General features: G+C 69.1%; 15 protein-coding genes. 13 read left to right on the forward strand and 2 right to left on the reverse strand.

Annotated features, from left to right (window positions below; genetic code table 11):
• The first annotated feature begins 12 nt into the window (after positions 1 to 12).
• From AB1L88_RS21000 to AB1L88_RS21035, 8 genes are all read left to right on the forward strand, one after another.
• Positions 13 to 1,047, forward strand: coding sequence for a hypothetical protein (locus AB1L88_RS21000; protein WP_367098655.1), 1,035 nt, complete (start codon positions 13 to 15; stop codon positions 1,045 to 1,047).
• 44 nt (positions 1,048 to 1,091) lie between these two features.
• Positions 1,092 to 2,498: a mandelate racemase/muconate lactonizing enzyme family protein gene (locus AB1L88_RS21005; protein WP_367098656.1), complete on the forward strand. Its 1,407-nt coding sequence runs from the start codon at positions 1,092 to 1,094 to the stop codon at positions 2,496 to 2,498.
• Between the two features lie 145 nt (positions 2,499 to 2,643).
• Positions 2,644 to 3,273 carry a class I SAM-dependent methyltransferase gene (locus tag AB1L88_RS21010; RefSeq protein WP_367098657.1) on the forward strand — a complete coding sequence of 210 codons (630 nt, stop codon included), beginning with the start codon at positions 2,644 to 2,646 and terminating at the stop codon, positions 3,271 to 3,273.
• A 178-nt stretch (positions 3,274 to 3,451) separates the two neighbouring features.
• Positions 3,452 to 4,705: a glycosyltransferase family 4 protein gene (locus AB1L88_RS21015; protein ID WP_367098658.1), complete on the forward strand. Its 1,254-nt coding sequence runs from the start codon at positions 3,452 to 3,454 to the stop codon at positions 4,703 to 4,705.
• A gap of 73 nt (positions 4,706 to 4,778) precedes the next feature.
• Positions 4,779 to 6,134 carry a hypothetical protein gene (locus AB1L88_RS21020; RefSeq protein WP_367098659.1) on the forward strand — a complete coding sequence of 452 codons (1,356 nt, stop codon included), beginning with the start codon at positions 4,779 to 4,781 and terminating at the stop codon, positions 6,132 to 6,134.
• Between the two features lie 85 nt (positions 6,135 to 6,219).
• Positions 6,220 to 7,404: a glycosyltransferase family 4 protein gene (locus AB1L88_RS21025; RefSeq protein WP_367098660.1), complete on the forward strand. Its 1,185-nt coding sequence runs from the start codon at positions 6,220 to 6,222 to the stop codon at positions 7,402 to 7,404.
• Positions 7,405 to 7,448: 44 nt separating this feature from the next.
• A complete protein-coding gene (locus AB1L88_RS21030) occupies positions 7,449 to 8,657 on the forward strand; it encodes a glycosyltransferase (protein ID WP_367098661.1) in 1,209 nt (402 codons plus the stop codon).
• Between the two features lie 57 nt (positions 8,658 to 8,714).
• Entirely contained in the window at positions 8,715 to 9,641 is a 927-nt protein-coding gene (locus AB1L88_RS21035) for a glycosyltransferase family 2 protein (protein ID WP_367098662.1), read from the forward strand.
• 69 nt (positions 9,642 to 9,710) lie between these two features.
• On the opposite strand, the gene AB1L88_RS21040 is transcribed toward AB1L88_RS21035, so the two are convergent.
• The gene (locus AB1L88_RS21040) at positions 9,711 to 10,799 is read right to left on the reverse strand and encodes a glycosyltransferase family 4 protein (RefSeq protein WP_367098663.1); all 1,089 of its coding nucleotides are present in this window, start codon (positions 10,797 to 10,799) and stop codon (positions 9,711 to 9,713) included.
• A 290-nt stretch (positions 10,800 to 11,089) separates the two neighbouring features.
• On the opposite strand from AB1L88_RS21040, the gene AB1L88_RS21045 reads away from it, so the two are divergent.
• From AB1L88_RS21045 to AB1L88_RS21065, 5 genes are all read left to right on the forward strand, one after another.
• Positions 11,090 to 12,067, forward strand: a complete 978-nt coding sequence (locus tag AB1L88_RS21045) for a MoxR family ATPase (RefSeq protein ID WP_367098664.1) — start codon at positions 11,090 to 11,092, stop codon at positions 12,065 to 12,067.
• 103 nt (positions 12,068 to 12,170) lie between these two features.
• Positions 12,171 to 13,589 carry a DUF58 domain-containing protein gene (locus tag AB1L88_RS21050; RefSeq protein ID WP_367098665.1) on the forward strand — a complete coding sequence of 473 codons (1,419 nt, stop codon included), beginning with the start codon at positions 12,171 to 12,173 and terminating at the stop codon, positions 13,587 to 13,589.
• Complete coding sequence (locus AB1L88_RS21055; protein WP_367098666.1) at positions 13,586 to 15,922, forward strand: DUF3488 and transglutaminase-like domain-containing protein; 2,337 nt, start codon at positions 13,586 to 13,588, stop codon at positions 15,920 to 15,922. Before AB1L88_RS21050 ends, AB1L88_RS21055 begins: the two co-directional genes overlap by 4 nt.
• A gap of 71 nt (positions 15,923 to 15,993) precedes the next feature.
• Positions 15,994 to 17,019 (forward strand): DUF933 domain-containing protein, encoded by a 1,026-nt coding sequence (locus tag AB1L88_RS21060; RefSeq protein ID WP_367098667.1) that lies wholly within the window; start codon positions 15,994 to 15,996, stop codon positions 17,017 to 17,019.
• 25 nt (positions 17,020 to 17,044) lie between these two features.
• Entirely contained in the window at positions 17,045 to 17,746 is a 702-nt protein-coding gene (locus tag AB1L88_RS21065; RefSeq protein WP_367098668.1) for a hypothetical protein, read from the forward strand.
• 161 nt (positions 17,747 to 17,907) lie between these two features.
• Here AB1L88_RS21065 and AB1L88_RS21070 read toward each other — a convergent pair whose 3' ends face one another.
• On the reverse strand, positions 17,908 to 18,393 hold the full coding sequence (locus AB1L88_RS21070) for a hypothetical protein (RefSeq protein WP_367098669.1): 486 nt from the start codon (positions 18,391 to 18,393) through the stop codon (positions 17,908 to 17,910).
• Positions 18,394 to 18,459 lie beyond the last annotated feature (66 nt).

The following is an 18,459-nucleotide window of genomic DNA, read 5'->3' on the forward strand; positions in this document are numbered from 1 at the left end:
CGGGAGACGACCATGACCGGACGCCGGGACGAATCGATGCTGCGGGTGAGCGCCCCCTCGGGCGAGGAATTGCCGGTCGTCTCGGGGCAGACGTATCCTCCGGAGACGCGGGTGACGATCGAGACGGATCGATTCCGGGCGGAGGTGGCGACGAGCGGGTACGTGTCGGGGGTGGTGGGCGGGTCGTTCGAGGACAAAAAGACCGGGGCGAAGGACCTGGGGTTCGGCCTGGACGTGGTCGATTTCCTGCTGGAACCGGCCCCGGAGGGGGAGTCGGTGCCCGAGGGGCAATATGACTTCGGGAACCTGGTGCACGGGGACATCCCGAAGCGGTACGTCGAGGGGCCGCAGATCTGCACGCAGGTGAAGCGGCTGGCGCCGCAGGTGTTCGTGGGGGAGGGGTTCGTCGCGGTGAGGATGAGGCACGCGTGGACCGACGCCTACGCCCCGCACGAGCAGGCGGGGTCGGTCTGGGAGCAGACCTTGATCTTCCCGGAGGGGGAGCGGTTCTTCCTGGCGGCCGACAGGGTGACGACGGTGAGCGCGTCGTCCGACTTGTTCCTGAGGATCGACCTGCCGGGGCACCTGAAACATACGAATGGATCGGAATTCAAGCAGATCTACCTGAGTTATGAGGATCCGGCGACGATCCCATCGGAGGAGTTCCTGGGCGATTTCCCGCCCGATGCGCGGTTCCTGTATCAAAAGGGGGCGGGGGCGGTGCCCGATCGGATGATCCGGGCGTATCAGCACGCGAAGGGGCCGTGGCTGGCGGGGATGACGCTGAATCCGGGGGATGTGTCGGAGGCGTGGTGTCATCAACGGGGGTACGTCTGCATGATCCAGGAGATCGGCGGGCGGGCGACGAGACCGGGGGATTCGTTCGGCGCGGCGTATGTGATCGGGTGGTTCGACTCGGTCGGGGAGATGAACGCGGTGTACGACCGCTACCGGGGGGTGAGCGGCTGGATGATCGAGGGTCGGCCGAATCGGCCGGCGCGATACCGAGGGCTGGCGGCGGGGGCCGTGAGCCGCATCAAGGAATGACGGTTTTTCGGAATTTTACCGATTGAGCGCAGGAGCAAGCACTGATGCCTTCGCCGAAGGATGCCCGGGTGGTCGCCGCTTCGCTGTATTTCTTGCCGATCAAGACGCGGGTGCCGTTAAAGTTCGGGCCGGAGACGTTGACGCACGTGACCTGCGCCCGGGTGAAGCTGACCGTGACGGACGACGAGGGCAGCTCGGCCGAGGGGTGGGGCGAGACTCCGTTGAGCGTGCAGTGGGCCTGGCCGGGAAGTGCGAGCGTCGAGGATCGCCTGGGGGCGATGCAGGCGTTTTGCGGAAGGTTGGCGGGGGCCTGGTGCGGGGACGACCTGGGCAAGGGGCACCCGATCAACCTCGGGCATCGGTTCCTGGAGGATCGCCTGCCGGGGTTGACCGATCGGTTCAACGCGGAGGAGCGGGGTGGACTTGAGGCGATGCCGCGGCTGGCGGCCTTGATCTGCGCCTCGGCCTTCGACCTGGCGTTGCACGATGCGTATGGGAATCTGAACGGGGTGCCGACGTACGGGACGTATGTCCGGGAGTTCATGAAGGAGGATCTGGGGACGTTTTTGGAAGCGGAACCGGGGGGGGCGTCGTTCGCGGGGATGTTCCCGGGAGATTTCCTGGCGAAGGCGCCGCCGAAGGTCTTGCCGGCGTGGCACCTGGTGGGGGGGAAGGACCCGATCGGGCCGGACGAGCTGACGGGGGAGGAGCCGGAGGACGGATATCCGGTCCTGCTCCGCGACTGGATCGCGCGGGATGGATTGAAATGCTTGAAGATCAAATTGCGCGGGAATGACGCGATCTGGGATTACGACCGGATGGTGCAGGTGGGACGGATTGCCGAGGAGACGGGGGTCGACTGGCTCTCGACCGACTTCAATTGCACGGTGCAGGATCCGGGGTACGTCAATGAGATCCTCGATCGGCTGATGGCGGACGAGCCGAGGACGTTCGGCAAGATCCTGTACGTCGAGCAGCCGTTCCCATACGACCTGGAGGCGAACCGGATCGACGTGCGGTCGGTCTCGGCGCGCAAGCCGTTGTTCATGGATGAGAGTGCGCACGACTGGAAGCTGGTGCGGCTGGGCAGGTCGCTCGGTTGGACCGGGGTGGCGTTGAAAACCTGTAAAACCCAGACGGGGGCGTTGCTGTCGCTCTGCTGGGCGAAGGCGCACGGGATGACGTTGATGGTGCAGGACCTGACGAACCCGATGCTGGCCCAGATCCCCCATGTGCTGCTGGCGGCGCACGCGGGGACGATCATGGGGGTGGAGACGAACGCGATGCAGTTCTACCCCGAGGCCTCGGCGGCCGAGGAGCGGGTGCATCCGGGGTTGTACGCGAGGCGAGGGGGGATGCTGGACTGGTCGAGCGTGCGAGGCTCGGGCTTCGGCTACCGGCTGGGGGAGATCGACCGGGGATTGCCGGGGCCGGCGGTGGAGGTGGGCTGATCGGGGGGAGAATTCGAGGGGAATCGGGCTTGATGCGAGGGCGGAAATCGAGTAACACCTGAAGCATCGTCGCGGCCGGATCGGGAGGATCACCGGCCGGCCGCGGGGTCCAACGCGCCGGGCACCACACCAGGGATGGTCACCAATGAGCCTCGCCGGGACGCAGCATCTCTATTCGTCGTACACCGCGTCGATCCCGCATACGCACACCTATTTGTGGCCGCCGGTCTTCCGACAACTGGCGAGCCGGCCGGAGATCAAGACGATCCTCGACGCCGGGTGCGGCAACGGGGCGTTCGCCTCGGCGCTGGAGGATCGGGGGTACGAGGTCCTCGGGATCGACCTGGAAGAATCGGGGGTGGAGATCGCCCGGCAGCAACGGCCGAGCATCCCGTTCTCGGTGGCCTCGGTGTACGACGACCTGCGCGAGCCGTTCGACCGCTCGTACGATGCGATCGTCGCGCTGGAGGTGATTGAACACTTGTATGATCCGCGACGGTTTGTCGCGCGGGCGTTCGAGGCGCTGGAGCCGGGGGGGAGCCTGATCCTGTCGACGCCGTATCACGGGTACCTGAAGAACCTGGCGTTGGCGGCGACGGGGAAGCTGGACCAGCATTTCACGGCGCTCTGGGACGGGGGCCACGTCAAGTTCTGGTCGCGCAAGACCCTGTCGACCCTGCTCGAAGAGGCGGGGTTCGAGGTGACGGCCTTCGAGGGGGCGGGGCGGCTGCCCTGGCTCTGGATGTCGATGGTGATGGTCGGCCGTCGGCCGTGAGGATGGGAGCGGTTGACGGGAGGGGGCGATCGGTCCTAAGCTACCGGTCGCCTCTCGCACGCAAACGGACTTGCAACCGAGCCGAGCACGACTCAGGGAAGACGCCGTGACGCAACTTGCACCTCCCCCTCGCCGAGCCGGCGGGGGGTCGGCGACCGATCGAGCGCCCTCCGTTTTGGTGGCGTGCCCGGATGCGCGGCCGCCGGCGTATCAGGCGGCGGCGGGACTGGGGGATCGGGGGCAGCTCGATTCCTTCCTGACCGGCTTTTATTACCGGGGGGACGAGCCGTGGGGCCGGCTGGGGGCGGCGATCGCGCCGGGGCGGTTCGCTCGGGTGGAACGGTCGCTCAGGCGACGACATCTCGATGCGATCCCGGGGGATCGGGTCCGGCGGACATTCGCGTTCGACGCGAGCCTGGCGGTGGAGCGTCGTCTGTCGGGGCGATGGGCGCAGGCGAGGGGACGCCTGGCGCGGTGGCGGACCGATCGATTCGACCGGACGCTCGCCCGGGCGATCCGAGAGACCTTGCCCGACGCGGCGTTGATCTTCAGCGACGTGGGATCGGAGCATGCGTTGCCGGAGTGCCGTCGGCAAGGGGTCTTCGCCGTCCTGAGCATGGTGCACGGCGACGTGCGCGAGGAGCGGCGGATCCTGAGGGAGGAGGCGGAGCGATCGCCGGAAGTCTTCCACCTGTATCTGGGGGACGAGCCGATCGACCGGGGGGAGCTGGACTGGCTGCACGAGCGTCGATTACGAGACCTGGAGCTGGCCGATCGAATTTTGGTCCCCTCGGAACACATTGCCGGGGAATTGCGCAAGCACGGGACGCCGGGGGAGCGGATCCGGGTGATCCCGTACGCGGCGGACACGGGGCGGTTCCGGCCGAAGGAGGGGAAGACGCATGATGACTCCTGCACCTTCCTGTTCGCGGGGGGGATCAGCCAGCGGAAGGGGATCGCGTACCTCTTGCGGGCCTGGCAGCGGGTGAGGCGGCCGGGTTGGCGATTGCAACTGCTGGGCGCGGCCCCGAGGGATCTGGGCCCGCTGGCGGGGTTGATGGGGGGGGTCGAGCTGCTCGGGCGGGTGCCGCACGGCGAGGTGCCGGGGGTGATGGCGTCGGCCGACGTGTTCGTCTTCCCGTCGTTGTTCGAGGGGTCGGCGGTGGTGACGTACGAGGCGCTGGCGTGCGGCCTGCCGAGCGTGGTCACGCCGTCGTCGGGGTCGGTGGCGCGGGACGGGGTGGACGGGATCGTGGTGCCGCCGGCGGAGGTCGAGGCGCTGGCGAAGGCGATGGAACGGCTGGGGACGGACCCGGAGTTGCGGGCGTCGTGCGCGAGTGCGGCGCGGTCGAGGGCCGAGGCGTTCGACTGGGAGCGGTATCACCGATCGGTGGCCGAGGCGGTTTCGGCGGGCGAGGCGGGGCAGGGATGATCGGCCCTCGGTCGTCGCCCGATGTGTGCGGGAGCGGCGAAGCGACGAGGGCCGGGGCGAAGGATTCGCACCCATGGATCACGATCAGCAGTATGTTCTGGGCACGGCCTCGGTCATCGTGGGCCTGGTGCTGGCGCGGGTCTTTCGCCGCGATTTCGACCCGTTCGCGCCGATCTGGCTGTTCCTGACCGGGTACTTTCATGTCTACGTGATCCAGGCGACCATGCACCGGGACTGGGCGATCAACGTCCGGGGCGTCGACGTGACGACGGCGGCCAATGCGCGGGCGTTCTGGGCCTTGCTCTGGTTCGTGGCGGTCTATTACAGCGGGATCGGCAAGGTGATCGCGCGGTGGTTGCCGAGGGCGCCGCGGTCGTGGTCGCCGGGGATCGTGATGACGCTGGTGCCGCTGCTGGTGGGGTGGGGCCTGGCCAGCGCCTGGCTCGTCCTGCGGCGGTGGAGCGGCGACGACCCGAACCTGATGAGCAGCGAGCAGCGCCTGATGCTGCAGTTCCCGACCATGCAACTGGTGGCGGGAATTTTGCTGATCGTCACCGGGCGGCAGCCGCACAAACCCCGGCCGGCGTTGACGATGGCGGGGCTGGCGATCACGTTGGCGTACACGTTGATCTGGATGTATTTCGGCAAGCGGTCGCACTCGCTGTTCGGGATCTTGACGGCGTTCGCGGCGTGGTACCTGCCGAGGTACCGGAGGCCGTCGATCGGTACGATCGCGACGGCGGCGGCGATCGGGTGTCTGGTGGTGGCGGTGTCGATCGGCTGGAGGATCCAGCACAACCGGAGCAAGGAGGGGGGGATCGACTCGTTCATGGAGTTCGTGACGACGTTCGACCCGTCGGAGATCCTCGTCAGCCTGAACCTGAAGGAGTCGAGCAACACGCAGGGGATGCCGCTGCGGTACGCGATGAGCCACGAGACGAAGGAGTACGGCGGCTTCCTCCTGATGATGGACACCGTGCCGCACAAGTCGGGGTACGACTACGGGGCGAATTACCTCCGGCTGTTCTCGACCTGGATCCCCCGGCCGCTCTGGCCGGAGAAGCCCTTGTTCGGGCGCGACCAGTGGAAGGCGGCCTGGATGGCGGGCTCGGAATTCAAGCGGGATGAGAAGTTCACGGGCCCGGCGATCGGGATCCTGGGCGCCACGCAACTGAACGGCGGGGCGGTCGGCACGCTCATCGTGCTGGGGGTGGTGGCGCTGGTGATCCGGAGCGGGTACGACTACTTCCGCTATCACGCCGATACCCCCTGGGCGCAGGCCTGGTGGGCCTTGACCTATTTCAATGCCTGGCTGATGACGGTCAACGACGACCCGGCGATCTGGTTCTATTACCTGTACGGCCACACGATCTTCGCCCCGATGGTGATGCTCTGGGTGGTGCATCGGGTCACGGAATCGACCCGGTGATCCCGCCGGCATTGCACGTCGAGCGAATGCGGGAGGAACCATCCCGCCCACGACAGGATCGGCCCCACAACGGAGTGTGCTTGCCATGAGAGTAGCGATCAGCTTTACCAACCTCGGCCCGTACCACCTGGCCCGGTTGCGGGGGGCGGCGGCGCGGTTGGCGAGGCAGGGGGGGCGGCTCGTCGCCATCGAGACGGCGGGGGCCGAGCGGCGGTATCCGTGGCAGGCGGACCGGCGCGACGAGCCGTTCGATCGGGTCGTCTTGTTCCCGGGGAAGGTGCTCGAAGACCTGACCGATCAGGATTGCGCCCTGGCGATGGAGGAGGCGCTCGATCAACAGCTCCCCGACGCGGTGGCGGTGAGCGGTTACGTCCGGCCCGAGGTGATGGCCGCGGCGCGCTGGGCGAGGCGGATGGGGAGGCCGTCGGTCCTGATGTCGGAGAGCCAGGAGATCGACCGCCCCCGCCAGTGGTGGAAGGAGGCGATCAAGCGGCGGCGGTTGCGGGTCTTCGATGCGGCCCTGGTGGGGGGGGAGAGTCACCGGGCGTATCTGGAAACGCTGGGGATGCCGCGCGATCGGATCGCGATGGGGTACAACGCGGTCGACAACGCCTCGTTCGCGAATCGGACGGCGGCGGCGCGGCGGTCGCCCGGAGGGAGGAAGGGGGTGCCGGATCGGCCGTACTTTCTGAGCGTCTGCCGGTTCGCCGAGGAGAAGAACCTGCCGGCCTTGATCGACGCCTACGGCGCGTACTGCCGGAGGGTCGGAAGGGCCGAGGCGTGGGATCTCGTCCTGTGCGGCGGGGGCCCGGAGGAACTGGCGGTGCAGCGGGCCGTGACCCGGAGCGGGGCGGGGCAGGGGGTCCACCGGCCGGGGTTTTTGCAGGAGGATGGGCTGGCCCCCTGGTATGCGTTCGCGTCGGCCTTTGTGCTGGCGAGCGTGTCGGAGCCATGGGGCTTGGTGGTGAACGAGGCGGCGGCGAGCGGCTTGCCGTTGCTGGTGAGCGACCGGGTGGGGGCGGCCGGGACCCTGGTGCCGGAGCCGTCGGGGACGACGGGGATGCAGTTCGATCCGACGCGGGTCGAGGCGATCGCCGATGCCCTGACCTGGATGGCGACGCGATCGGACGCGGAACGCGAGGCGATGGGCCGACGGGCGGCCGAGATCGTGGCCGATTGGGGCCCGGAACGGTTCGGCGAGGGATTGCTGGAGGCGGTCGATCGCGCGGCGGCGGCCCGATCGCGGCCGGGGCTGCGGCGGGCGTCGTGAGGGATGGCGCGATCGAATCAGACGAACGACATCGAGGGATCATCATGGCGGTACGCACCAGTTCCGAAGCGACTCGCGGCGAATCGGCAAGGACGTCGGGCAAGACCAGGACGGGATGGCTGCACCTGTGCAACGGGCTCGATCCGAGGCGGGACGGGGGCATGGTGCCGAGCATCCTGGGGATGACCGGTGCGCTGGCGGGTCGGGGGGAGGAGCGGGTCGAGATCGTCACGCCGACGCCGTCGCGGCGCGAGGCGCTGGAGCTGCCGGTCGGCCTGACCCTGCACGGTCCGGAGGCGGATCTGGAGGCGAGGGTGAGGCGGGCGGAGGTGGTGCACATGCACGGCCTCTGGCAGTCTCACACCCGGCGAGGGGCGGCGGTGGCACGGCGGTCGGGGGTGCCGTATCTGATCGCGGCGCACGGGATGGCCGAGCCGTGGGCCTTGAAGCACAAGGCGATCAAGAAGCGGGTGTATACGGCCCTGATCGAGGGGAAAAACCTGAAACGGGCATCGTGCTTGCATGCGCTTTCACGTCCGGAAATCGGGCATCTGAGGGCACTGGCCCCGAAGGCAAATGTCTGCTTCGTGCCGAACGGGGTGGACCTGGGGCCGTTCGAGGACCTGCCGGGTCGGTCGGGCCTGGAGGCGGAGCATCCGGAGCTGGCCGGGAAGTTCTGCCTGCTGTTCTACGGTCGCTTGCACGTGAAGAAGGGGCTGGACCTGCTGGCCGAGGCGTTGGGGACCCTGGCGAAGGATCACCCGGAGGTGCATGTCCTGCTGGCCGGGCACGACGACGGGGCGTTGTCGCCCTTCCTGAGTCAGATGGAGGGGAACGGGCTTGGGGATCGGGTGACGCGGCTCGGCCACGTCTCCGGGAGTGCCGCGAGGCGGGTCTGGGGGGCGGCCGATGCGTTCGTCCTGCCGAGCTACAGCGAGGGGTTCAGCATGGCGATCCTGGAGGCGCTGGCGGCCCGATTGCCGGTGGTGGTGACGACGGCCTGTCACTTCCCGGAGCTGGATCGGGCCGGGGGGGGGATCGTGGTCGAGCCGACCCGGGAGGGGGTGACGGCGGGCTTGCGAGCGCTGTTGGAACGATCGCGGGAGGAGCGGGTCGAGCTGGGAAGGCGAGGCAGGGCGTTGGTCGAGGAGCATTACACCTGGGACCGGCAGGCGGAGCGGCTGGCCGAGGTCTATCGCTGGCTCGCCGGGGGAGGCCCGAGGCCCGAGGCGGTGGCGGCGGCCGATCATTGAGCCGATCACGCGAACCGATCGCATCGACCCGACGGGATACAAGGGAAAGGATCATCCATGACGAGCATCGTTGAGACCAAGACCGAAGGCCGGGGCGAGACGCGGACGGGCCGGGTGCCGGTGAGCGTGATCGTGCCGGTGAAGAACGAGGCGGAGAACCTGAGGCGATGCCTGCCCGCGCTGGATTGGGCGGACGAGGTGTTCGTGGTCGACAGCGGGAGCGACGACGCGACCGCGTTCGTGGCCGAGGAGCACGGCGCGACGGTCGTGCAGTTTGCATTCAACGGGGTTTATCCGAAGAAGAAGAACTGGTCGCTCGACACGTTGCCGTTCCGGAACGAGTGGGTGTTGATTGTTGATGCCGACGAGGTGGTGCCGCCGGAGCTGGCCGAGGAGATCGGGCGTCGGATCGCCGCCGACGAGGCGGACGGCTATGAATTGAACATGAAGTATTATTTCCTCGGCCGGCGGATTCGCCATTGCGGCTACGCCGAGTGCTGGAATCTGCGCTTCTTCAAGCATCGGCTGGGGCGTTACGAACGGATGCCCGTCACCCCGGGGGCCCGGACCGGGGACAACGAGGCCCACGAGCACGTCGAGCTGAAGGGGCGGGTCGGGCGCTTGGTGCATGAGCTGGACCACTACGCCTATCCGACGATCGACACCTGGGTCGAGAAGCACAACCGCTACGCCTCGTGGGAGGCGGAGCAGTACGAGCGGTTCCTGAACGCGCCGATCCCGGGCATGATCGGCCGGGGGAAGCGGTTCAAGCGGTTCTTGAAGAAGGTGTATCTGCGCCTGCCGATGCGCCCCTTGATCCGGTTCGTGTATGCCTATTTTTTCAGGCTGGGATTCCTGGACGGGAGGCCGGGCCTGGTCTTCTGCGGGTTGCTCTCGGTGTACGACTTCCTCTGCTGGGCGAAGGTGTACGAGCGGAAGGTGATGGACGCGGGGGGCGAGGAGGGGTTCGGGCAGGGGCGGTGAACACCGACCGGGACATCGGGGCCGCGCGGTGCTGATCGTCCGCGCGGGGCGCGTGGCCGGCGGCGGGGTTCAGCGGTGGTGTCGGGGGGGATGGACGGTCGCGTGGTAGAGGCCGGCCAGGGCGTCGGCCTCGCGGTCGGGGTCGAAGCGGGGGACGGCCCAGGATCGGGCCTGGTCGGCGAGGGATCGGGCGCGGAGGGGCTGATCGAGCAGTTCGAGGATGGCGGCGGCGAGACGGGAGGGGTCGGCCGGGGGGACGAGGACGCCGCGGCCGTCGGCGAGGAGGGAGCGGGGGCCGGGCACGTCGCCGGCGAGGCTCGGGGTGCCGGAGACGAGGGCGGACCGGAGGGCGGGGGCGGTGGTGGCGCCGGTCGCCGGGTGGACGTAGAGGGTGATGACGCGCCAGAAGGCGGATTCGAGGGCGGCGGGGGGGGCGAAGGTCAATCGCGCCGTCAGTTCGAGCCGCTGTGCGCGGCGGCGGAGGCGAGGCTCGCCGGGGCCGAGTCCGCCGATGAGGAACTCGATGTCGCGGCCGGACTCGACGATGCGGAAGATCGCGTCGAGGAAGGTCTCGAACCCGGAGGCCGGGCCGAACCGCCCGATGGCGCCGATCACCGGCAGCCGGCCGGAGGCGGGCGGGTCGTGCTCGGCCCGGGAGCCGATGCCGGGGTCGATCCCCGGGGGGATGACGCGGAAGAAGTCCTCGGCCAGGAACGAGCGGTCGACGAGGCGGCGGCGCAGTCCCTCGTCGGGGACCACGACGGCGGCCAGGTGGGGGACGTGGAGGCGGAGCGAGGCGTCGGTCGGCGGGTCGTCCTCGATCGTCCGGATCAAGGGGACGGACCGGGTGGCGGAGAGCTGGGCGGCGGCCTCGGCGACCTCGTCGTGCAGGGCGTGGACGAGGGAGAGCCGGGGGTCGGAGTCGTCGATCAGCAGGCGTCTGACGGCGAGCCGGGAGAGCCAGGGTCGGTGGAGCCACGGATCTTCGAGGACGGGGACGCCGAGCTCTCGGAGGTCGGCCGCCCCCCCGGCACAGATCACCAGCGCGGCGACGCTCCGGTGGGCGAGGCGGTCGACGAGCTGGGCCAGCCGGCGGACCTCTCCGCGGTGGGAGATGTGGCCGGCCAGGAGGGCGACCGTCGGCGGTGCCTCGGCCATCGGCCCGATTCTCTCCGGGACAGGTTGGGGCGATCGACCGTCGAATCGCCCACGGCTTCCGGGTCGAACCATACCATACGGAGGGCGTGGCGTCACGGAAACGAGGGGGGAGGGCTCTGGGGGGAGGGGACCGCGCGCAGAGACGCGGAGGCGCAGAGAAGAGGAGAGGATCGAGGGGAGGTGAGGGGGGGGCGATTCCGGGGCGTAGCAACGGGAGATCGGGGCCTGTATAATCGGCCGGATTGTGATTCGCCGGCCCGCTTCGAGCGACCTTCGCGGAATAAGGTTTCATGAGTGCTCCGACCACCGACGAGTTGTCCGCGCCGGAACTGGAATCGCTGCTCACGCTGCTCGATCGCCTGATCGACAACGTCGGTACGGTCGTGCTGGGCAAGCCGGACGTGATCCGGCTGGTGGCCGTGGCATTGCTGGCCGAGGGGCACGTCCTGATCGAGGACGTGCCGGGGGTGGGCAAGACCCTGCTGGCCCGGGCCCTGGCCGCGAGTATCGATTGCAGTTTCCGGAGGGTCCAGTTCACGCCCGACCTCCTGCCGTCGGACATCCTGGGATCGAGCGTGTACAACTCGGGGACCGGGGAGTTCGTCTTCAAGCCCGGCCCGCTGTTCGCCAACGTGATCCTGGCCGACGAGATCAACCGGACGACCCCCCGCACGCAGAGCGCCCTGCTGGAGGCGATGGGGGACCGGCAGGTGTCGGTCGAGGGGAACTCGTACCCGCTGGAGCCGCCGTTCCTGGTGCTGGCCACGCAGAACCCGTTCGAGTTCGAGGGGACGTATGTGTTGCCCGAGAGCCAGCTCGACCGGTTCATGATGCGGGTCCGCATGGGCTACCCCTTGCCGAGCGAGGAGCGGAACATCCTGACGACCCACCGCCAGGGGGAGCCGGTCGAGTCGCTGCAGCCGGTCCTGGCCCGCGAGGAGCTGCTGAAGCTGCAGCAGGCGACCCGGTCGGTCAGGGTCGACGACGCGATCGCCGACTACCTGCTGGAGATCGTCCACGCGACCCGGGACAGCGAGGACCTGAACGTCGGGGTCAGCACCCGGGGGGCGTTGACGCTCTATCGGGCGGCGCAGGGGTTCGCCCTCGTCTCGGGGCGGTCGTACGTGGTGCCCGACGACATCAAGGCGATGAGCCTGCCTGTGCTGGCGCACCGGGTCGTCGGCAAGTCGTTCCTGCAGGCCGGCGAGTTCAACGCCTCGGAGGCGATCATCAGGGACCTGGTCGATCGCATCCGGGTGCCGTCCTGATCGGGGCCTCGTCCCCTCGGATCGGTTGCCTGACACCCCTGGTCCCGTAAGATTCCAACGCCCAGCCGGACGGCCCTTGAACCCGCCGGGGATACCAAACGCAATGGCCCGAAGCCCGATCGGTAAGCTCGCCCGCGCCGCCACCGCCGCGCTGCGGCCGAGCCAGACCTTGCGCTGGACGGTCGAGGGGGTGGGGTACATCGCCGTCTGGCTGATCCTGCTCGGCACGGGCTTGTACCAGCAGATCAACCTGGTCTTGCTGATCGCCGGGTTGGCGGCCGGCCCGATCGTGGGGTCGATCTTCGTGAGCGCCTCGGTGCTGCGGGGGCTCCTGGTGATCCGGAGGGGGCCGCCGTACGTCTTCGCCGAGGACCCGCTGGTGATCGACTACACGCTCGAGAACCCGCACCGATGGCGCGAGGCCCTGGCGATGTCATCCGTCGACCTGCTGACGCCCGAGGAGCCGGGGACCCCGTCGGCCCGAGAGCTGTACCCGAAGGTCTTCTTCTCGAGGGTGCCGGGGAAGGACCGGCAGCGGGTCTCGTGGCGGGGGCAGGCCCCGGCGCGGGGACGGTATCGGTTCGGGACGATCGAGCTGGTGACGCGGCTGCCGTTCGGGTTGCTGGAGCGCCGGGTGACGATCGAGCAGCCGGGGTCGTTGATTGTCTACCCGACGGTCGGCACGCTGACGAGGCGCTGGCGGAGGATCTTCCGGGAGGCGACCGAGACGCGGCGAGGCCGGCGGCACGACCGGTCGTCGCAGCAGCAGGAATACCACGGCCTGCGCGACTACCGGCCGGGGGACAGCCCGAGGTGGATCCACTGGCGGACGAGCGCCCGGCTCGGGCAGCCGATGGTCAAGGAATTCGAGCAGCAGAGCGATCAGGACCTGGCGGTCTTGCTCGACCCGTGGCTCCCCCGGACGAAGGCGTCGGCCGAGCAGCGTGAGGCGGTCGAGCGGGCGATCCGGTTCTGCGCGACCGTCTGCCTGGAGACGTGCCGGTCGCAGGGGAGGCGGCTCCTGCTCGGCTGGACCGGGCCGGCCCCGGCGATCCGGCACGGGCCGGCGTCGATCCGGTTGCTGCATGAGTTGCTCGAGGCCCTGGCCCTGCTCCGGCCGACGCCGGAGGGGCACGTCGGGGGATTGCTCGACGTGATGCCGCCGGCGATGCTGCGCGACGCGATGATCCTGATCGTCTCGACCCGGTCGATCAACCTGGCCGAGGAGTACGAGCGGTCGACCCGCCTGAACGAGTCGACCGGCCTGAGGCTGACGGGGCGGACCTTGCTGCTCGACGCCTCTCGGGGGGACCTGGAGCAGTACATCCGATTCGACGGCGGCCGGGGGGTCGGGCTGGACGTCGGCCCCCTGAGCGACCGGGCCGGATCGCGGGTCGAGGAGGAGGCCGAATCCGAGGCGACACCCGGGCCGATCGCCTCGGGCGACGGGGACCGGCCCGGCGGCCGCGATGGGGCCATCATTTCCGGACCGTCGGCGCGCGACGGGGGAGGGCGCTCGTGAGGTTCGCGTCACTCTATCGGATCAGCATGTATGTGCTGCTGTTCCTGTCGTCCCTGATCCTGAACATCGACTCGGACGCGACGATCGACCTGGGCGGGTCGTTCGTCCACTATCCGAAGTTCTTCCCGATCGCGATGGCGCTGGCGGGGATGATCGCGTATTTCACGGTCGATCGCCGGCCGGGCACGGGGCTGAGCACGGGGGCGGCGAACCTCCTGGGGGTGGCCTCGCTGCTGCTGGTCTACTTCGAGTATCAGCTCGACCGCAGCCAGCTGGTCCTGGCGTGCGGCCACTGGCTCTACTACCTGACGATCGTGAAGATGTTCAGGCCGAAGGAGCCGTCGGACGACTGGTACTTGATCGTGCTCGGACTGATGCAGGTGCTCGTCGGCTGCTTCCTGAGCCAGGGGGACCGCGTCGGGATGCTGCTGGTCGTCTGGGCGATCCTGGCGTTGTGGGTGCTGAGCCTCTTCTACCTGCACCGCGAGTCGCTGCGGTCGGGGGCGGAGTGGCAGCGGAGCGGGCCGGTCCGGCTGCCGGAAGACCGCCGGCCGGGCGACGAGCCGGAGCCGTATCCGGGGCTGTTCGGGCTGCCCTTCTACTTCTCGACGGCCCGGGCGGCGGCGATGACCCTCTTGCTGGGCATGTTCATCTTCCTGATCATGCCGCGGTCGGAGGTGCGGTCGCAGTCGCCGCGGGGGGCGACCGCGCCGAAGAGCCTGACCGGCTTCAGCGACGAGGTGCAGCTCGGCCAGATGGGGGAGATCCTCGAGAACAACGCGGTCGTCTTCACGGCCGAGCTGCTCAAGGGGGGGCGCCGGTTCGAGCCGGAGGAGGGGGCACTGCTCTGGAGGGGGGTGACGCTGACCCGCTACGAGGACGGCCGATGGGCCCGCGACCGGGGGGCCGTGCAGCTCGGCTCGCCCCCGGCGTCGCGGCGGTCGCCCGACCAGGTGGTCGAGCAGCGGATTCGCCTGGAAGAGACGGCCGAGCGGGTGATCTTCGGCCTGCGGCCGATCCTCGACATCGCGGTCCGCCCCGAGGGCCTGATCGCGCTGAACTCGCACGACGGGACCCTGATCCGCGACCCGGACCGGGGCATGAGGCGGATCACCGGGTTCCGGCGCAACTACGGCCCGCTCGACTACGTGATCCGGTCGGAGCTGGACGCCGGCCCGATCTCGGTCCAGCCGGGCGAGAACGATGTTCTGAACTACTTCCCCGACGCGGCCGGGATGCGCGACATCCCGCAGGACCTCCGGGGGCCGCTCCGGGAGATCTCGGCCCGGGTGGTCGAGGGGATCCCGCCCGAGGAGGTCATCGACCGGGCCCAGGCGCTGGAACGCTACCTGAGGGATTCGGGGGCGTTCCGCTACACGCTGCAGATGACCCGGGGCGACCCGGGGCTCGACCCGAACCTCGACTTCCTGCTCAACACGAAGCAGGGGCACTGCGAATACTTCGCCAGCGCGCTGGCGCTCTTGCTGCGGAGCCAGGGGATCCCGAGCCGGGTGGTCAACGGGTTCAAAGGGGGGGACTGGAACGACCTGTCCCAGACGGTGACCGTCCGCCAGCGCCACGCGCATAGCTGGGTCGAGGCGTACGTGGGGTCGACCAGCACCTCCGACCGGTTGCCCCGCTGGCTGACGCTCGACCCGGCCCCGGCCGCCGAGCGCGAGGAGCAGGTGGCCCTGGCCAGCCGATTGCCTCAGAGCCTGCGGCAGGTGGTGGACTTCGCGCGGTACCTGTGGGTCTTCTACATCGCCGGCTTCAACGCCGATCGCCAGGAACAATTGCTCTATCAGCCGATCCGGACCCTGGTGGCCGAGGCCCGGGAGGGGTTCCGGATCATGCGGATGGCCCTGATGAACGTCGTCCGGTGGCTGACCGATTTCCCCAGCCCGACGGCGTTCTTCAGCATCCGGGGCTTCATCGTCTCATCGCTGGCCATGCTGATGCTGGTCGGCCTGCTCGCCCTGGCCCGACGGCTCTGGCGAACGATGAGCCGACGCCTGGCGGGCCAGGACGACCGGGCGGGGGACCTCTCGGGGGCGCTCGCCGCCTACGTGCGGCTCATCCGGGTGCTGGAGCAGTATGGCCTGCAACGGCCGGCGACCGAGACGCCGAGGGAGTTCGCCCGGCGGGCCTCGTTGCTGCTCGGCGACCGGATCCGGGACCACGACGGCCGTCCCCTGACCGACGTGCCGGCCCGGGTGGTCGAGGCCTTCTACCGGGTCCGGTTCGGCGACCTGCCGCTCGGCCCCGACGCCATGGCGCAGCTCGATGCGCAGCTCGACGCCCTGGAACTCGGCCTGAGGCCGAGCCCGGGCTGATCGGGGGAGGCGGCGTCACGCGCCCTCGATTCCTTGGTTTGATTCCGAACGATTGGAAGGACTTCACGTCGATGCAAGCGGGTCTGGTCGGTTTCGCGGGGAGCGGCAAGAGCACCCTGTTCCAGTTGTTGACCGGGGTCACGCCCGACCCCGGCAAGGTCCACTCGGGGCAGGTGGGCATCGCCGAGTTGAACGACCCGCGCATCGATGCGTTGGTGACGATGTTCTCGCCGAAGAAGATCACGCGGGCGAACCTCGAAATCCTCGACACGCCCGGCCTCTTGCCGGGGAGCAGCGGGGACAACCCGCAGCGGCTGGCATTGATCCGCAAGGGGGACGCGCTGGTCGTCGTCCTGAACGGCTTCACGCCCGACCAGGACCCCGCCGCCGAGCTGGCCAGCTTCCGAGACGAGTTGGTCTTCGCCGACCTGAGTGTCCTGACCAAGCGGGCCGAGACGCTCGAAAGCCAGGTGAAGAAGCCGAGGCCCGACCGCGACGCCCTGATCAAGGAGCTCGAGGTCGTCAAGCGATGCGCCGCCGCCCTGGAGAGCGAGCAGGCGATCGCCGACCTGGAGCTGACCGAGGAGGAGAAGAAGCCGATGCGGTCGTTCGGCATCCTGACCGACAAGGCGATGGTGGTGGTCGTCAACGCCCCGCAGGGGGAAGGGGTGCCGGAGAAGGTCGCCGCGATGTTCCCGAACGCGCTGGCGATCGACGCGCAACTGGAGCTGGAACTCCAGCAGATGACCCCCGACGAGCGGGCCGGGTTCATGGAGGAGTGGGGGATCACCGAGCTGGGCCGCGACCGGATCATCCGGGCCGCTTATGACGCGGTCGGCGTCATCACCTTCTTCACGGCCGGCGACCCCGAGGTGCGCGGCTGGAACCTGGAGCGGGGGAGCAACGCGGTCGAGGCGGCCGGGAAGATCCACACCGACCTGGCCCGCGGGTTCATCCGGGCCGAGGTCACGGCGTACGACGACCTGATCCGGGCCGGCTCCGAGAAGGAAGCGAAGGCCCAGAACCTCCAGCGCCTTGAGGGCAAAGGGTACATCGTCCAGGATGGGGACGTGATGTACTTCCGCAGCAGCGTGTGACCCCCTCTCCCGGGAGGAGCAACCCATGGACCTTCGATCCGCCCTCGCTTGCCTCGTCGTCGTGCTCGGACCCGTGACTGGATCGGCCGACGGGCCGGAACGTCCGGGGGGAGCCCAGGACTGGCCCCTGGTGGGCATCTCGGACTTCGAGTCGCAAGGGCTCGAGGGCTGGACCTTCACCGACCCCGGCGCCTGGCGGATCACAGAGGTCGATGGTCGGAAGGTGTTGGAGCAGCACAAGCGTAGCGACTATCAGCCCGAGGTCCGATCACCCTTGAACATCGCCCTGGTGGAGGACCTGCAGGTCGGCTCGTTCAAGATGGATCTGGAGGTCCGCTCGACGACCCGAGACTACGGGCACCGGGATCTCTGCCTCTTCTTCGGCCACCAGGACCCGAGCCACTTCTACTACGTGCACCTTGGGAAAGAGGCCGACCCGCACGCGCACAGCATCTTCCTGGTCGACGGCGAGCCCCGCGTCTCGATCGCGAAGGAGCGGACCGATGGGACGCCGTGGACCGACGATTGGCACCGTGTTCGGCTCGTCCGTGACATTGAGGACGGGACGATCGCCGTGTATTTTGACGACATGGAGACGCCGATCATGACCACCGAGGATAAGACCTTCGGGGCCGGTCGGATCGGCGTCGGGTCGTTCGACGACTCGGGGCAGTTCCGGAATATCCGGATCTGGGGGAATAAGGGCGGCCGGCCGGCGGCGGAATGATACCGAATCGCCTGGATCAGTCTTCGCTCGTAGGGTCCGCTGTGCGGACCGATCCCTCGACCCTGCCTGGAGATCGGTCCGCACAACGGACCCTACAAAGGCAACTCTTTCCGGGCGAGTCGGAATGAGACGGTGGTGAGGCCAGGCCACCGGCCCGGCGTTCAGGGCGAAGGGGGAGAGGAGCGGGGGCGGATCGGCCGCCAGTGCTCCCGCCCGTGACTGCGCGAGGAGTCAGGGGTCGCTTCGGGGGCATCGAGGAGCGGCGGAGGCTGCGGGGCCTTTGGGATTGGGCTGGGACGCGCCGTCGCATCGGGTAGGCTTGTGCCCTGCTCGTCGGGCGGGTGCTCCTTGACGGGGAACGGGTCCGCAGTCGGCTCGGTCGTCGGCACCGGGGCTGGGGCCGGGGCCGAGGCGGGGACTTCGGTCGGTACAACCGGGTCTTCGGTCGGGGCGACCAGGGGCGCGGTCGGCGGGGCCAGCGGCTCGGACGGCGCGACCGGGGACGGCTCGGCGACCGGGGGAGGGTCGTCGGGAACGGCGGCCGGGAGGGCCGGGTCGGCCCGGCGGGCGGTGCCGGAGAGGGCCACCGCGGCGACCAGGACGATGGCGAAACTGAGCGGCATGCTCAGGATGGCCTGGCGGCTCATCGGTCTCGACTCCGAAGATCCATCACGGGTGGGCATCACGTCGGCAGCGGGAGCGGGGGGATCGGG

Origin of the sequence: Tautonia sp. JC769, assembly GCF_040717455.1 — a bacterium.
In the GTDB taxonomy this organism is placed as follows: domain Bacteria; phylum Planctomycetota; class Planctomycetia; order Isosphaerales; family Isosphaeraceae; genus Tautonia.